The sequence below is a fragment of the Candidatus Accumulibacter aalborgensis genome (assembly GCF_900089955.1).
GTDB classification, from domain to species: domain Bacteria; phylum Pseudomonadota; class Gammaproteobacteria; order Burkholderiales; family Rhodocyclaceae; genus Accumulibacter; species Accumulibacter aalborgensis.
Genome location: NZ_FLQX01000001.1, coordinates 119,456 through 133,738, shown reverse-complemented (window position 1 = coordinate 133,738; position 14,283 = coordinate 119,456). Strand labels below are relative to the sequence as shown.

Below are 14,283 nucleotides of genomic sequence, written 5' to 3'. Positions count from 1 at the left end.
AGCTCAAGGCACGACGATGAACAAAGCCAACGAGGTGCGGATACTGCATGTCGATGGCACGAGTACCGTTGGCGAAGGCCTTCGAGATAGAGCGCTCAGGCGCCCAAGTCCGTCATAATCGTAAGCTTGTGGGCTGCGCCTAGCGGACTCGCAGGGGCAGGGTGGCGAAACCACTGCCGGGGTACACCGCGCCAGTGGGTGGCCTTTCCGGGATCGGGTCGATCCGGGTCGTGTGCCCGAGGATCTCTTCCATCGCCACGCGCATCTCCATCCGAGCCAGGGGAGCGCCTGGGCAGACGTGGATTCCCGCGCCATAGAGCAGGTTTGCGGTCGGGTCGCGGTCGAGCCGATACGCCTCTGGATCTTCGAAAACACGACCATCGCGGTTGGCAGAAATCCAGATCAGCGAGATCCGTTCGCCGGCGGCGATCTTCCTGCCACCGATTTCCACCGGACGAGTGGTGATCCGGCGGTTGGACACCAACGGTCCGTAAATCCGGAGAATCTCGTCGATTGCGGCGGGCAGCAGGGACGGCTGCGTGCGGAGCTGCTGCTGCAGATCCGGGTGTTGCGCGAGGTAGTGAACCAGGATGCCCAGCGCCGCCGAAATCGTCCCGACCTCACCGACGGTCCAGTTTCGCACGATGCTGACGATTTCTTCATCGCGCAACGGTCGGCCCTGTACGTATTGCCGAAGCAGCGAACCGGTGATGTCGTCACTGGCCTGCGCACCGGCCGCGCGCCGAATTTGCAGCAACTCGTGGACGTAGCCTTCGAATTCTTTGGCGATCTCGGCCATCGCCGGTCGGTCCTGCGCAAAAGTCGCCTGATGATTCTTCTGCGTCCAGAGACGCAGCGGTTCGCACATTTCGAGCGGCCAACCGAGCGAGGCGGACTGAATCCGTACGGCGAACCAATGGGCGAAGTCGCCGATGAACTCCAGCTCGTCGCGCCCGAGCAGCGATTGAAGACGCTTCGCGGCGATCTCGCGACATTGCGGCTCGAACGCGTCCACACGTTCCGGCTGAAAATATTGCACGATCATCCGTCGGTACTCGGTATGCTCGGGAGGATCCATTCCGTCGGGAACGGAGAGATGTCTGGATGCGGCGTTGCTGAAGGTGTCGGGGTCCATCAGCACGCGAACGATATCCTCGTGCCGAAACACGGACCACTCAAGAAAATCGCTGTACGCGACCGGACAGCGTTCGCGCATCTCGTCGTAAGCAGCTCGCTGATCACGCTGGACGGCGTCGGATTTTGGCTCCCAATCCGCTTGCAACTTATCGTTCACGGTCATTCCTTCCTTATCGTTTTAGCGTTTTAGAGAAGCGTCCCCGGAGGGGGCAGATCTTGGCGTTCGCTGTGCAAGCCGTTCGTCCGCCGCCAAATGGACTTCGACCATAGCGGCGAAAGTGCAGCGCGAACTGGACGGCGGTCGGCGAAATGGATTTTATCGCGGACCGCCGCGCTTGACGATGAAAGACCGGCGGTGCCGCCATCCATTATTCGCTCGCCACACGAATCAATCGATTGGTTGCCACCCCGGATGCTGGAAGTAGCGGCCGTACTGATTCACCGCGCCTATCGTCTGCGCTGCTCCGGCAGCCGGCGTGGCTTTCGACTTGCCCTGCATGGCGTCGGCGCCGGTGCTGAGTTCGGCGACGATGTGGTGCAGGTTTTCGTCTGCTGCGGGGCCGAGCTTGCACTCGGTGACGATCTTGACGCTGTGCGCTTCGACCAGGCTGCCGAGCGCCTGGTAGTCGTCTGCGGTCAGCGTTCCGTGGTGGATGGCCGTCGCTTTCGCGGCCAGCGCGCTGCGGATTTCGCTCATATTCCGGCGCAGCGGCTCGTCCGTTGCCCACTTCTTGCCGTGGTCGAGCATCAGCTTGGTTGGCGCAGCCGCAGCGTGCTGGTGCGAATCGACGGCAAAGGCGGGGCCGACGGTTGCAAAGGTGCTGAGCAGGGCGGCGAGCAGGGTGCGGTGGATGTTCATGGGACTCTCCTCAGTGGTGAACAACAATGATCTCCGGATCGTCAACCTGCTCGACGAGCAGCGTCCCGACGCGGTCTTGCCATAGTGACTGGAACTGTGCGGTCTGGTCGGCGGTCGCAGTACCGGCGACGCCGCGCATCGCCCGGCAGTCGCTCCAGTCGGGCGGAAGCGACGGTCGGGCACGAATGCCCGGCGAGCTTGACCGCGTCGCTGTAGGCGTACTCGATGATGCCTTCCGCCGCCGCTCCGAGGAATCGGGCCAGCGGGTCGCGAACGGCAATTCGTGGCGCAGAGTCAAAAAACTCCGGGAAATTCATGAGTTCGTTCCCCTCGGGACGGACGCGCTTGCCAAACGGACACTACACGCCTAAGATAGTAAGCGTTTACTTACAGAAATGCAAGCTGACCACTATCATGGATATTCAGAGCAAGGTTCAGAAGACTTCCCGCCCACGTCTGAGCAGCGACGAACGACAGCGCGAGATCGTCGCTGCGGTCCTGGTGCTGGCCCGCGAACGCGGGCCAGACGCGATCACCACGCAGGCCATTGCCGACCGGATCGGCGTCACGCAGGGGGCGATCTTCCGTCATTTCCCGGACAAGGAGGCGATCTGGATGGCGGTCTTCGCCTGGGTCCGGGAATCGCTTGGCACGGTATTGGCGACAGCGGTGGCGCAGCGCCAGTCGCCGCTGGCGAAAATAGAGGCTGCGTTTCTCGCGCACGTGGCCTTCATCGCGGCCAACCCCGGCGTTCCCCGCGTGCTGTTCCACGAGCTGCAATATCCCGGCGATTCGCCGGTACGCGCCGAGGTCCGGGCGATGATCGCCGGCTACCGCAGGCGGCTCGCCTCGCTGTTCACCGAGGCCAGGACGGCAGGTGAGCTTCCCGCCGAGCTGGATACTGCGTTGGCGCCGGTGCTGTTCATTGGGGCGGTGCAGGGCCTGGTCATCGAGTCGGCGCTCGCCGGCAACGAGGACGCCATGATGGCACGTGCGCAGCAGATGTTCCCGCTGCTCGTGCACGGCTATCGCGGGCTGCAAGAAGCATGAACTTGCGCTTTTCCCGCAAGGCCGTATTGAGCGTAGTCGCCGCCGCCAGTGCACTGCTGCTCGGCTGGCTGGTGACCAGCCAGGGACCGCTGGCACCGACTCGGGTGACTGTGGCAACGGTGCAGCAGGGGCCGCTGCTGGCGAGCACCTTCGGCATCGGTACGGTCGAGGCGCGCCGCAGCTATGCACTGGCTCCGACGATGGCCAGCCGCGTGGCGCGAGTGCTGGTCGACCAGGGCGATACCGTCGCGGCCGGGCAACTGCTTGCCGAACTCGATCCGGTCGACCTCGACGATCGCGTCGCCAGCGGCCGACTCGGCGCACAACGTGCCGCAAGCGCTGTCCGCGCGGCGCAAGCTCAGCTCGCCGAGGCGCAGAGCCGTGCGCAAGTCGCCGTCGCCAGCGCACGTCGTTCAGCCGAACTGCGGGCACGCGGTTTCTTCAGCCAGGAGGCCACCGAAGCCAAGCAGCAGGAAGCCAATGCCGCGACGGCGGCAGTGGACGCCACTACCGCCCAACTGGCCGCGGCGCGGCGCGATCACGAACGCGTGCTGGCCGATGTGGCCGGTGTCGGCAAGCTGCGCGACCAGGCACGGTTGGTGAGTCCGGTCGATGGCATCGTCAGTGCGCGGCTGGTCGAACCGGGATCGACGATCGTTGCCGGGCAGGCGGTGCTGCAGGTGATTGACCCGACGAGCCTGTGGGTCAGGGCGCGCATCGACCAGGGGCAGGCTGGCGGCGTGCGCGTCGGACAGTCAGCCGAGATCGTGCTGCGCTCGGACGCCAAACGGGTCTACCCGGGCGAAGTCAAGCGCGTCGATTGGCTAAGCGATTCGGTCGCCGAAGAGCGGGTCGTCAATGTCGGGTTCACGGCGATTCCCGACGCACTCTCGATCGGAGATCTGGTCGAGGTGACCATCGGCATCGCCGAACTGCCCGCCGCGCTCTGGTTGCCGGCGGCGGTGAAGCGTGTGGACCGGCAGGACGGCGTGTGGCGAATCAAGGACGGGCGCGTCACGTTCCATCCGGTCGAGGTCGGCATCACCACCCTCGATGGCCGCAGCCAGATTCTTGCTGGTCTGGCAATAGGCGACGAAGTCGTCGTACACAGCGAGCAGGCATTGCAGCCCGACGCGAAAGTCAGCGTCGTCGCCACCCTCGTCGGTGCCAGGCGATGATCAATCTCGCCGGTCGCGACATCCTCAACGGCTGGGGCAAGTTTGTGTTCACCGGCCTCGGGCTCGGTTTGCTGATCGGCGTCACGCTGTCGATGGCCGGAATCTATCGCGGACTGGTCGATGACGGACGTGTCCTGCTGAGCAATGGGGGCGCCGATCTCTGGGTCGTGCAGCGCGATACACTCGGCCCCTACGCCGAACCGTCGAATGTGCGCGACGACGCCTATCGCGCCTTGCTCGGCGTCAAGGGGGTGGTCGAAGCCGGCAACGTCACCTATCTGACGATGCAGATCGAACATCAGGGCAGCGACGTACGCGTGATGCTTGTCGGCTTCCAGCCAGGCCACCCCGGCGAGCCTGGCTACCTCGTTGCCGGGCGTCCGATCACGCGCTCCCACTACGAGGCGATCGCCGATATCAAGAGTGGCTTCCGCCTCGGCGAACGCATCCGCATCCGGCGTCATGAATACACCGTGGTCGGGCTGACCCGGCGCATGGTGTCGTCGGGCGGCGACCCGATGGTCTTCGTCCCGCTGCGCGATGCCCAGGAAGTGCAGTTCCTCAAGGACAACGACGCGCTGGTCAACGAGCGCGCGCGTATCGCCGCCAATCCGGCGTTCAACCGCCCCGCTGTGCCGGGATTGCTCGACGCGGTGCAGGCCAGCCAGGCCAACAGCCGGACGGTGAATGTGGTGATGCTGCGGCTCGCGCCGCACGCCGACGAAGCGATCGTGGCCGGCGAAATCAGGCGTTGGAAGCACCTGGAAGCGTATACGCGCGCCGATATGGACGAAATCCTCGTTGCCAAGCTGATCGCCACCTCGGCGAAGCAGATCTTCATGTTCCTGGTCATCCTGGCCGTCGTCAGCGCGGCCATCGTCGCCTTCATCATCTACACCATGACGCTGAACAAGGTGCGCGAGATCGCCGTGCTCAAGCTGATCGGCGCGCGCAACCGGACCATCTCGGCGATGATCCTGCAGCAGGCGCTCGGCCTGGGTGCGATCGGCTTCATCGTCGGCAAGACCGCGGCAACGCTGTGGGCACCGATCTTCCCCAAATACGTCTTGCTGCTCCCGGGTGACGCGGTCCTTGGCGCCTTGCTGGTACTGGTGATTTGTGCGCTGGCGAGCATCGTCGCCATCCGCGCCGCGCTGCGCGTCGACCCGGCGACGGCGATCGGCGGATAGATGGCTGCGGCGATCGAAATCAGCGGCCTGACCAAACGCTACGGCGTTGGCGATGCCGCGGTCGACGCACTCAAGGGCGTGGACATGATCGTCCAGCCCGGCGAGGTCGTCGGGCTGATCGGTCCCAGCGGTTCGGGCAAGAGCACCTTGCTGAAATGCCTGGGCGCGGTGATCGAACCGACCTCGGGCCGTATGGCGCTCGCCGGCGAGGCGATCTACGACAACGGCTGGCGGGTCAGCGATTTGCGCGCCTTGCGGCGCGATCGCATCGGCTTCGTTTTTCAGGCGCCGCATCTCATTCCCTTTCTCGACGTTACCGACAACGTCGCGCTGCTACCGATGCTGGCCGGCATGTCCAACGCCAGGGCACGCGACCGGGCGCGCGAGATGCTTGTGGCGCTGGATGTCGGTCATCGCGCGCAGGCGCGGGTGCCGCAGCTTTCCGGCGGCGAGCAGCAGCGGGTGGCGATCGCCCGCGCACTGGTCAACCAGCCGCCGATCATCCTCGCCGACGAGCCGACGGCACCGCTCGACAGCGAGCGCGCATTGGCCGTGGTGCGTATCCTGAACGAGATGGCGACGCGCTTCTCGACGGCGATCATCGTCGTCACCCACGACGAGAAGATCATCCCGACCTTCCAGCGGATTTATCACATCCGCGACGGGCGCACTTACGAGGAAGCTGGCCAGGGGCGCGCGGCTTGATCCAGGGGTCGGCGAGCAAGCTGACCGGCGATCGTCGGCGGTCGAATTGGACCGTGCGCACGCCCCTGTAGGCTTGTACCTAAGCCTCGTTGAACTCTTTGATGAAAAGCGTCGTTTCATGAACCCACCCACCCGCATCACCATCATCGGTTCCGGCTTCGGTGCGCTCTCCAGCGTACTTGAAATCCGTCGCCGCGATGCGAACGTCGAGATCACCCTGATCGCGCCGCGCGCAGAATTGCACTACCTCTCCGGTATCATCTGGATTCCCTGCGGCCTGCGCCCGCGCGAACAGCTGATCGTGCCGTTGGCCAACTTCTTCAAGCGCATGCAGGTGAGGCACGTAGCCGCCGAGGTGACAGGTCTGCGCGACGGTGGTCGGGTCGTCGAGACCACGACGGGCGAGGTGGGCAACGATGCGCTCGTGATCGCCAGCGGCGGGCGCTTCATCAAGAAGCTACCAGGTATTGAGCACGCCATCACTCCCTGCGAAGGGATTGCTGCGGCCGAAAAGATTCGTGACCGCCTACGCGCCATGGCAGGCGGCCCCATTGCAGTGGGTTTTGCCGGCAACCCCAACGAACCTGGTGCAGTGCGCGGCGGCCCCATGTTCGAGTTCCTGTTCGGCATTGACGAGCAACTCAAGCGCGAGAGCCGGCGGGAGAAGTTCGAGCTCGTGTTTTTCAATCCGTCAAAGGAGCCGGGCCAGCGTCTCGGCCCGAAAGCGGTCAAATACCTGTTGGCGGAAATGGAGAAGCGTGGCATTCGTACCCACCTCGGCCACAAGATGCAGCGTTTCGATGCCGACCGGGTGGTCACCGAAGGCGGCGAGTTCGCGGCCGACCTGATCCTGTTCATGCCCGGCATGACCGGCAACCTCTGGTTCGATCAGACCGAGCTGGCGCGTTCGCCCGGTGGCCTGCTGCAGGCCGATGCGCAGTGCAGCGTCGTCGGCACGCAGAATATCTATGTGGTCGGCGATTCCGGGAGTTTTTCTGGCACCGAGTGGATGCCCAAGCAGGCCCACATGGCCGACCTGCAGGCTGCCGCCGCGGCCGAAAACCTGCTCGCGGGCCTGCGCGGCCAGACGCCCAACGCCACCTTCAAGGTCGAACTGATCTGCATCATCGACGCCATCGACCACGGTACGGTGGTGTTTCGCAATCCCCGGCGCCAGATCATCCTGCCCTCGTCGCGGCTGTTCTGTTGGGCCAAACGCTTGTTCGAGGGCGTGTACCTGAGGAGATACCGATGAACGATCAGAGGGGCGCGATCGCCGTCACACCACAAATCCCTGCATGGGACTTCCCCAGACCCTCAGCGCTGCTGCCCATCCACTGTTTTCAGGCGACGGTAGAGGCTCCGTTCTGACAGGCCAAGGTGGCTGGCAAGCGCTTTCCGGCTGCCTTTGAAGTTTCGTACCGTTTCCTCGAACGACACCGAATTGCTCTCCAGGAAGTCGCGCTTCGCTGGCGGTGGGTATTCGACTGAAGTCTGTAAGGGCCTGGCAGTCGCCAACTCCAAAGGCAGGTGCTGTAGATTTATTTCATCACCGTCGCAGAGCAGGCAGGCGCGTTCGAGAATGTTGCGCAGTTCGCGCACATTGCCCGGATAGTGGTAGCCGCGCAGCCAGGCGGCCGCCTCCGGAGACAGGCGGCTGCGGAGGCGACCACCAGAGACGCGATCGAGCAATGTCTCGGCCAGCAGCAAGACGTCATCACCCCGCTGTCGCAATGGCGGCAGGTGGATCGGGAAGGTGTTCAACCGGTAGAACAAGTCCTGCCTGAAAAGACCTTCGCCCACCATTTCCGTCAGTGGACGATGGGTAGCGGAGACGACCCGGACTTCGGCCTTGCGCAGTTCCGGTGAACCCACCCGCCGATAGGTGCCGGTTTCCAGCAGCCGCAACAGCTTGACCTGGATCGAGAGCGGGATATCGCCCAGTTCGTCGAGAAACAGCGTGCCGCCCGACGCCGCCTCGACCAGCCCGGTCGTTCGTGTCGTCGCGCCGGTGAAGGCCCCGCGCTCATGGCCAAACAATGCGCTCTCGAACAGCGTTTCCGGCAATCCCGAGCAATCAACGGCAACGAAGGGGTGTTTGGCGCGCCGGCTGAGCTGATGGATGGCATTGGCGACCAGTTCCTTGCCGGTACCCGACTCCCCCTGCAGCAACACGGAGGCGTCCGAAGGCGCCACCCGCGCGACCAGTTCCATCATCTTCACGAAGGCTGGCGAACGACCGATCAGACCCTGGACGTCACCAAGACTGGGCGCTCTCGGCAGGGGCTCCAGCTTCTCGACGTAATACACGATTGTGCCGCTGGCGTCGCGGATCGGCGACAGCTCAATGTTCTCGAAGCTCTCGCCGTGTGACGTGTAATGGAGATGCAGCACGCGCTCGCGCTGGCCAGACTGCAGGCTGCGTTGTAGCGGACACGACTCGCCCGCCTGGTCGCAGGGCACCGTGTATCGGTGCGACACCTCGAAGCACTTGCGGCCAACGACCTCTGTTTGATCGACCCAGTTGGCTCGATAAGCCGCATTTGCGGCCAGGATCCGATAGTCACGGTCGCACAGAATGTGCGGTTCGGGGAAGGTCTCCAGGAACGAAACCAGTTCTGCCAGGGATGCTTGCTCAACTGCCATGGGATGTCACCAGTTCTGCCGTATCCGCCAATTCGACTGCCAAATACTGCCATATCGGCAAGAGCCTGGCAAAAAAATTGTCAGCGTTTGGGCGACGGCCTCGCAAGCCATTGTTTTTCCGTCGTTCGTTCTCTTGCCTGAAGGCTGGCACGAATCTTGATAAGTATTCAGTGATATTGGCTCGTTTGAGTCGGTGGAATAGTCAGTGAGACCGGCGATCGAGAATAGACCACTTACCAGGGAAATCAACATGAGCCAAATTGTCTGCCAAGGCGAATCATTCGTCGTCACCGACAGTCCGGCTCGTCGGCGGTGGCTGCTAGCTACCGCCGGGCTCGGCGGCGCGCTGGCCTTGACGGCAGTCGTCCCTTTCGTCGCCAGCCTGCTGCCTTCCGAACGGGCAAAGGCCGCCGGCGCCCCGGTGGAAGTCGACATCGGCTCGCTCGCGCCCGGTGAAATGATGGTCGTCGAATGGCGTGGCAAACCGGTATGGATTCTGCACCGTACGCCGGAAATGCTCGCCTCTCTCGCGAAGGACGAGGCGAGGCTCGCCGATCCAGGTTCGAAGGCACCACAACAACCGGACTACGCACACAACCACCAGCGCTCGCTCAAGCCGGAATACCTCGTCGCAGTGGGCATCTGCACGCATCTTGGCTGCTCGCCGAGCAAGGCTTTCGAGGCCGGTGACCCGGCTCTGGGTGCGGACTGGCCCGGCGGCTTCCTCTGCCCCTGCCACGGATCGACTTTCGATTTCGCCGGCCGCGTCTTCAAGGATAAACCGGCGCCGACCAACCTGGAGATTCCCCCCCACAGTTACCTCACCGACAGCCGCCTGCTGATCGGCAGCGACACGCGTGGGCAAGCCTGACTGCCCAGCCAATGACACTGCATTTCGTAACAGCACGCGGCCGCTTCGCGCCGAGGCTACAAAACGTATATGGAAGGACAAATCATGAAAATCGCCGTCACCAGCCAGAACCGCAAAACCATCACCGAGCACGCCGGCAAGTGCCGCAAATTCTGGATCTACGATGTTGAAAAGGGCGTGGTGAGCGGAAAACGCCTGGTCGAGGTTTCCATCGAACAGAGCTTGCACGCCAGCCACCACCAACTTGCTGAACCGCTGGTCGGAATCAATACGCTGATTACGGGCGGTATGGGCCCCGGCCTTTTTGAACGCCTGATGCAGAGCGGAATCCTTCCCGTAGTCACGAGGGAGAAAGATCCCGATGCCGCCGTATCGGCGATGCTCGGTAATCGCCTCGAACGCTTGCCTGTTCCACGGGGGGGTCACTGCCATGAGCACGGCCATTTCTCCGACGTCGCGAGGTAAAGACCATGGCCACGACTTCTTCCAAGCTTGATATTGGCGCCCTGAAGCGCCTACGAATTCTCTGTGTCTCGGAAACTGGCTGGTTCGATACGGCCACTGTCTTCGACGACATCCGCGCCGCTGGCGGTGCCCAGGTCGATCAATACGCCATCCCCTGGCCGCCGTTTGGATCACTGCACGCCGAGAACGCCGCCGGCTTCTCGGCGCTGCTGGAAACCGAGGCGCTCGATGGCAGCGTGCGCCGCCTGCTCTTCGATACCGGTTGGAACCCCGACTGGATGGACCGCCGCTTCGCCGAAGAGGGCATCGACCGCCTGCTGCAGGAGGGCAAGATCGAGGCATTGATCGTCAGCCACGAGCATTTCGATCATTTCTGGGGGATTGGCTCGACGCTCAAGCACTGTCCGGATATTCCGATCTACCTGCCGGAAGGCTTCCATCCCGTCGGCCTGGCATTCATCCAGCAACAGGGGCATACCGGCAGCGTGATCACCGTGCCCACCGAGCAACCGCTGGTGCTGCTTCCGGGTCTGGCTCTGGCCAGTTTCCCGATGAGCACGCTGTTGCAGGTGAACGGGGAAAACGTCCTCTATGCCAACCTACAGAACCAGGGTTTGACGATGATCACCGGCTGCGGCCACGGAGGGGTCCTCAACTTGCTCGACTACGCGCGTCGTACCTTCGCCGGTGGCGAGCACATCCACGCGATCTATGGCGGGCTCCATCTGTCGCCCCTGGAAGATTGGGACAGCCAGCGCGACGAGATCGTCAAGGCCCTGGCCGGCTATGGCATCGCCAGGATCGGTTGCAACCATTGTACCGGGCGTACGGCTGTCGAGAAGATGCTGGCCAGCGGCCTGCCGGTACAACGGGGAAGCGCCCGAAACGGCTCACAGACCGATTTGTTCCTGGGTAACGGTGACGTGCTGGATCTGGGACAGGAACGTGCATCGAACCCCTAAGGTTGCCGTAGGGGATCTGGGGGGGGCAGCGCGAACCGCGTGGTCGAAGTGTCGCTTTGCTGCCTGAGTCCTGCTTACGCGTTTTTGAACAACGCTTCCAGCCATCGCAAGTCCCGCTGCAATAAGTCTCGATTGCAATCGCGCATTCCCTTGAAAGGAACGTCGATTCCTTGCTTGCGCAACTCCTCCTGGAGGATGCGCATGAGAACGCCCGATGGTGCGGCAAGGCGCCCCGGATCAGCCGTCTCGCACTGCACGTGGACGGCACAACCCGGGCTCTGCGGATTCCCTCCGAGGATAGCCAGCAATCGGCAGTTGTTGTTCTGGTAGTCCCGAAGGGTGGCGACCAGTTCCAGGCTGATCGCCAGGCAGCACTGGCAGCCTGCCGGGGTATCGAGCACTTCACGGATGGATTTCCCGGGCGGCCTCTCCCGGGCAAGCCCCATGAAACGCATCTCCGGGCAGGGAATCTGCACGATGCCCACGTCGTATCGCATGCAGAGTGTGAGGATCGCTTTGTTGAGTGCCGGATAGCTGGCGGCGCCGGCATCGCGGGCATTCTGGTTCAGGGCGCATTCGATGACTGCCACCAGTCGACGACTTCGCTGGTCGCGGGGAGAAAAACCCAGCGCCATGGCTATTCTATTGACTACAGACATTTTGACATCGGCGAGTTGATTGGCGGCACACAGCTGTCGGCTTCGGCATTACACCTGGCAGTGTAGCCGTTTCGGACAGCGGATCGCCGCCGGCACCCGTCACCTGCCATCCTGGTGGCCATGCCGCCGCGCAATCACTTGCACAGAACAGTGGCACATTTCCTGGCTGCAAGCCGAAACCCGGCGTGCGGCGTTGTTTCTTCTTTGGAATCGACATGACGCTTAGACGCATCCACACCCTGCACCGTCCGGCTGCCAGCCGACGTCTCTTCCGCCGTTGGTCTTTGTCCATGGCGTTTACGCCACGGCGCGCTGTTGGGACGAGTATTTTCTGCCCTATTTCAACCACCGAGGATTCGACTGCCACGCGCTGGACCTTTCGGGCCATGGTGACAGCGAGGGCCGCGAGCGGCTTGACCGGTTCGGAATCGACGATTATGTCGAGGATCCGGCACAGGTCGCACAGGAACTGCCTGCACCGGCGATCGTCATTGGTCATTCAATGGGCACCGTCGTCGTCGAACGCTTTCTCGCAGCGTACGCAGCAATCCTCATGGCTCCGGTGCCTCCCGGGGGCATGCTCGGCGCATCGATGAAAATTGCGCTGACCCAACCCGCTTTCTTCAGCGAACAGCTTCACCCTGCCGGCGGCGAGCAAAGCGCGCGCACGATGCGCGGCGTGTACTACTCACGCGAGACCGAGATCGATGATCTGATGCGTTTCGCCGGTTGGTTCCAGTCCGAGTCCCGACGCGCCACCCTGGACTTGTCGCTGCTGGGGATGCGCATTGGCAGGCGCCGGCCGGCGCTGCCGGTTCTGGTCGTCGGAGGCGAGGCGGACGCGGTTTTCCCGCCTGCCCTACTGGGGCTGACTGGCTTGCGCTGGAAAGCCGAAGCGGCGGTGATCCCGGCTGCTGGCCACACGCTGATGCTCGATGCACATTGGCAAGCGGCCGCCGACAACATGGCTGACTGGCTCGCCCGGATGCTGCCAGGCGCGACCGCGCAAGCGCGTGATTGACAGAGATTCTCAGTGGGCTCGGAATGTTGCCATGGATAGTCGGATTCAGCTTATTGGGCAGCGTCGGGGCTGTGGGTGGCGCGGCCTTGTTTCTGTTGGTTCCCAAAGGCATCCGAAGAGGTCTCGTCCCGTGCCTGATCAGCTGTGCGACGGGCACGCTACTCGGCGCGGCCTTCCTGGGCATGATTCCCGCAGCCCTGAAACAAGCACCGACAATTGCCGTCAGTGCGACAGTACTGTCCGGTATGGTGCTGTTCGTCATACTGGAGAAGCTTGTGCTCTGGCGCCATTGTCACGACAGTGGCTGCGAGGTGCATGGCCGCGCTGCGCCGCTTGTCCTGATCGGCGACGCTTTCCACGACTTCGTCGACGGCATGGTGATCCAATGCTCTCAACCAATCAGAACATAGTCATACCCCGCTCTTGTAAGCGTGTGATTCATGTGGTTTTTTGGTGAAGTTTCTGGGGTATGACCGGTTGGATTTTATCTGGACGAGGTTCTTGATGAGTTCGTCGAAGACGGAGGCGACATTGTCGAGAGCATCAAGGCCGTGGAGGAGCCAGCGTCCGAGGGTGCGCTTGATGCGAGAGAAGGAATCGCCGCGGTTGATGAAGTAGTGTGCGCGGGTGTTGGGATCAAGGGATTCACTGGCGGCATGGACGGTCAAGGCATTGATGTTGTCGCAGAGGATTTTTGCGCCGAAGTCTTGTTGTGCGGCCAGCCAGGACATGCCCGACATCTGTTCCAGGGCGAGACGATGCTTGAGTCGTTTGAAGGCTTCCTCAATTCTCCAGCGGGAGTGATAGAGGGCGCCGAAGGCGGCGGCGGGGTAGGCGTCGAGGTCGAGGAGCGAGGTGACAAGGACGCGCACCTTGTGGCCGAACACCTGGCGAATGAGGCGCACTTGGCAAGGAGTGGCGGCAATCTCGTAATCAAGAGCATCCTGCTTGGAGGGCGCTGGCAGGGTGACGATTTGCTCGAGCAGACCGGATTGGCGGAATGCTTTAAGGGCATTGAAATTGAGGCTGTCAACGCGCACGCAGAAATGGAGTTTTCGTTGCAACAAGGCGGCGAAGAGCCAGCAGGCCGGGTAACCGCGGTCGAGCACCAGGAGGTCATTGTGGCGGAGTTTGTCGAGGTGCTCGAAGAGCATCTGGCGTTCGCCGACCTAGGGGGAATAAAGCTTGGCGGCCAGGGTCATTTCGATCCCGGGCAGATAGAGCGCGAAGCCTTTGGCCTCGACCTTGTGGCGGACAGAGCGCTTGCCGTCACGGGTCTTGCCGAACAGGGTCAGGTGCAAGTCCGTGGCATCGCCGGCGACGACGCGCAGGCCATGCCAGAGGGGAAAGCCGAACTGCGCATCGACCAGGGTGAGGAAGTGATCGTTGAGCAGCGAGAAGGCGGCTGCCGAGACCTGCTTCCGGGCTTTGGCAAAGGCCTGCGCCGAGACTTCTCGCGCCAGGTCGGCGCGGTTCGCCAGGTTGGCGAAGAAGGCGTCCCGTTCAGACTGCACTTTGGACGTGTATCCACCGAGCAGGC

Annotated in this window: 17 protein-coding genes; 10 read left to right on the top strand and 7 right to left on the bottom strand. The window is 62.9% G+C overall.

Going from position 1 to position 14,283, the window contains the following annotated elements:
• Positions 1-139: 139 nt before the first annotated feature.
• The 3 genes from ACCAA_RS00670 to ACCAA_RS22385 all read right to left on the bottom strand — a co-directional run bounded on the left by ACCAA_RS00670 (position 140) and on the right by ACCAA_RS22385 (position 2,135).
• Positions 140-1,294 (bottom strand): cytochrome P450, encoded by a 1,155-nt coding sequence (locus ACCAA_RS00670; protein WP_425394430.1) that lies wholly within the window; start codon positions 1,292-1,294, stop codon positions 140-142.
• A 231-nt stretch (positions 1,295-1,525) separates the two neighbouring features.
• Positions 1,526-1,996 carry a hypothetical protein gene (locus tag ACCAA_RS00665; protein WP_186405321.1) on the bottom strand — a complete coding sequence of 157 codons (471 nt, stop codon included), beginning with the start codon at positions 1,994-1,996 and terminating at the stop codon, positions 1,526-1,528.
• 10 nt (positions 1,997-2,006) lie between these two features.
• Positions 2,007-2,135 (bottom strand): hypothetical protein, encoded by a 129-nt coding sequence (locus ACCAA_RS22385; protein WP_281193149.1) that lies wholly within the window; start codon positions 2,133-2,135, stop codon positions 2,007-2,009.
• Positions 2,136-2,410: 275 nt separating this feature from the next.
• Here ACCAA_RS22385 and ACCAA_RS00655 point away from each other — a divergent pair, with 275 nt between their 5' ends.
• The 5 genes from ACCAA_RS00655 to ACCAA_RS00635 all read left to right on the top strand — a co-directional run bounded on the left by ACCAA_RS00655 (position 2,411) and on the right by ACCAA_RS00635 (position 7,374).
• Positions 2,411-3,046, top strand: coding sequence for a TetR/AcrR family transcriptional regulator (locus tag ACCAA_RS00655; RefSeq protein WP_186405320.1), 636 nt, complete (start codon positions 2,411-2,413; stop codon positions 3,044-3,046).
• Positions 3,043-4,224, top strand: a complete 1,182-nt coding sequence (locus tag ACCAA_RS00650; RefSeq protein ID WP_186405319.1) for an efflux RND transporter periplasmic adaptor subunit — start codon at positions 3,043-3,045, stop codon at positions 4,222-4,224. The genes ACCAA_RS00655 and ACCAA_RS00650 overlap by 4 nt, the downstream gene beginning before the upstream one ends.
• Positions 4,221-5,414, top strand: a complete 1,194-nt coding sequence (locus ACCAA_RS00645; protein ID WP_186405318.1) for an ABC transporter permease — start codon at positions 4,221-4,223, stop codon at positions 5,412-5,414. Before ACCAA_RS00650 ends, ACCAA_RS00645 begins: the two co-directional genes overlap by 4 nt.
• Positions 5,415-6,119: an ABC transporter ATP-binding protein gene (locus ACCAA_RS00640; protein ID WP_186405317.1), complete on the top strand. Its 705-nt coding sequence runs from the start codon at positions 5,415-5,417 to the stop codon at positions 6,117-6,119.
• A gap of 118 nt (positions 6,120-6,237) precedes the next feature.
• The gene (locus ACCAA_RS00635; RefSeq protein ID WP_186405346.1) at positions 6,238-7,374 is read left to right on the top strand and encodes an NAD(P)/FAD-dependent oxidoreductase; all 1,137 of its coding nucleotides are present in this window, start codon (positions 6,238-6,240) and stop codon (positions 7,372-7,374) included.
• Positions 7,375-7,436: 62 nt separating this feature from the next.
• Here the strand turns inward: ACCAA_RS00635 and ACCAA_RS00630 are convergent, their stop codons facing one another.
• On the bottom strand, positions 7,437-8,765 hold the full coding sequence (locus ACCAA_RS00630) for a sigma-54 interaction domain-containing protein (protein WP_186405316.1): 1,329 nt from the start codon (positions 8,763-8,765) through the stop codon (positions 7,437-7,439).
• 250 nt (positions 8,766-9,015) lie between these two features.
• Between ACCAA_RS00630 and petA the strand changes: the two genes are divergently transcribed.
• The 3 genes from petA to ACCAA_RS00615 all read left to right on the top strand — a co-directional run bounded on the left by petA (position 9,016) and on the right by ACCAA_RS00615 (position 11,063).
• Complete coding sequence (gene petA, locus ACCAA_RS00625; RefSeq protein WP_186405315.1) at positions 9,016-9,636, top strand: ubiquinol-cytochrome c reductase iron-sulfur subunit; 621 nt, start codon at positions 9,016-9,018, stop codon at positions 9,634-9,636.
• Between the two features lie 84 nt (positions 9,637-9,720).
• Positions 9,721-10,101 (top strand): NifB/NifX family molybdenum-iron cluster-binding protein, encoded by a 381-nt coding sequence (locus ACCAA_RS00620; RefSeq protein WP_186405314.1) that lies wholly within the window; start codon positions 9,721-9,723, stop codon positions 10,099-10,101.
• 5 nt (positions 10,102-10,106) lie between these two features.
• Complete coding sequence (locus ACCAA_RS00615; RefSeq protein ID WP_186405313.1) at positions 10,107-11,063, top strand: MBL fold metallo-hydrolase; 957 nt, start codon at positions 10,107-10,109, stop codon at positions 11,061-11,063.
• A 74-nt stretch (positions 11,064-11,137) separates the two neighbouring features.
• Here ACCAA_RS00615 and ACCAA_RS00610 read toward each other — a convergent pair whose 3' ends face one another.
• Positions 11,138-11,698, bottom strand: coding sequence for a hypothetical protein (locus ACCAA_RS00610; protein ID WP_186405312.1), 561 nt, complete (start codon positions 11,696-11,698; stop codon positions 11,138-11,140).
• A gap of 301 nt (positions 11,699-11,999) precedes the next feature.
• Here ACCAA_RS00610 and ACCAA_RS00605 point away from each other — a divergent pair, with 301 nt between their 5' ends.
• Both ACCAA_RS00605 and ACCAA_RS00600 read left to right on the top strand, forming a co-directional pair.
• Positions 12,000-12,743, top strand: a complete 744-nt coding sequence (locus tag ACCAA_RS00605) for an alpha/beta hydrolase (RefSeq protein ID WP_245754360.1) — start codon at positions 12,000-12,002, stop codon at positions 12,741-12,743.
• Positions 12,740-13,153, top strand: coding sequence for a ZIP family metal transporter (locus ACCAA_RS00600; RefSeq protein ID WP_186405311.1), 414 nt, complete (start codon positions 12,740-12,742; stop codon positions 13,151-13,153). The genes ACCAA_RS00605 and ACCAA_RS00600 overlap by 4 nt, the downstream gene beginning before the upstream one ends.
• Here ACCAA_RS00600 and ACCAA_RS00595 read toward each other — a convergent pair whose 3' ends face one another.
• Both ACCAA_RS00595 and ACCAA_RS00590 read right to left on the bottom strand, forming a co-directional pair.
• Positions 13,154-13,897: a transposase gene (locus tag ACCAA_RS00595; RefSeq protein WP_186405310.1), complete on the bottom strand. Its 744-nt coding sequence runs from the start codon at positions 13,895-13,897 to the stop codon at positions 13,154-13,156. It lies immediately after the preceding gene.
• A gap of 15 nt (positions 13,898-13,912) precedes the next feature.
• The gene (locus tag ACCAA_RS00590; RefSeq protein WP_186405309.1) at positions 13,913-14,257 is read right to left on the bottom strand and encodes a hypothetical protein; all 345 of its coding nucleotides are present in this window, start codon (positions 14,255-14,257) and stop codon (positions 13,913-13,915) included.
• Positions 14,258-14,283 lie beyond the last annotated feature (26 nt).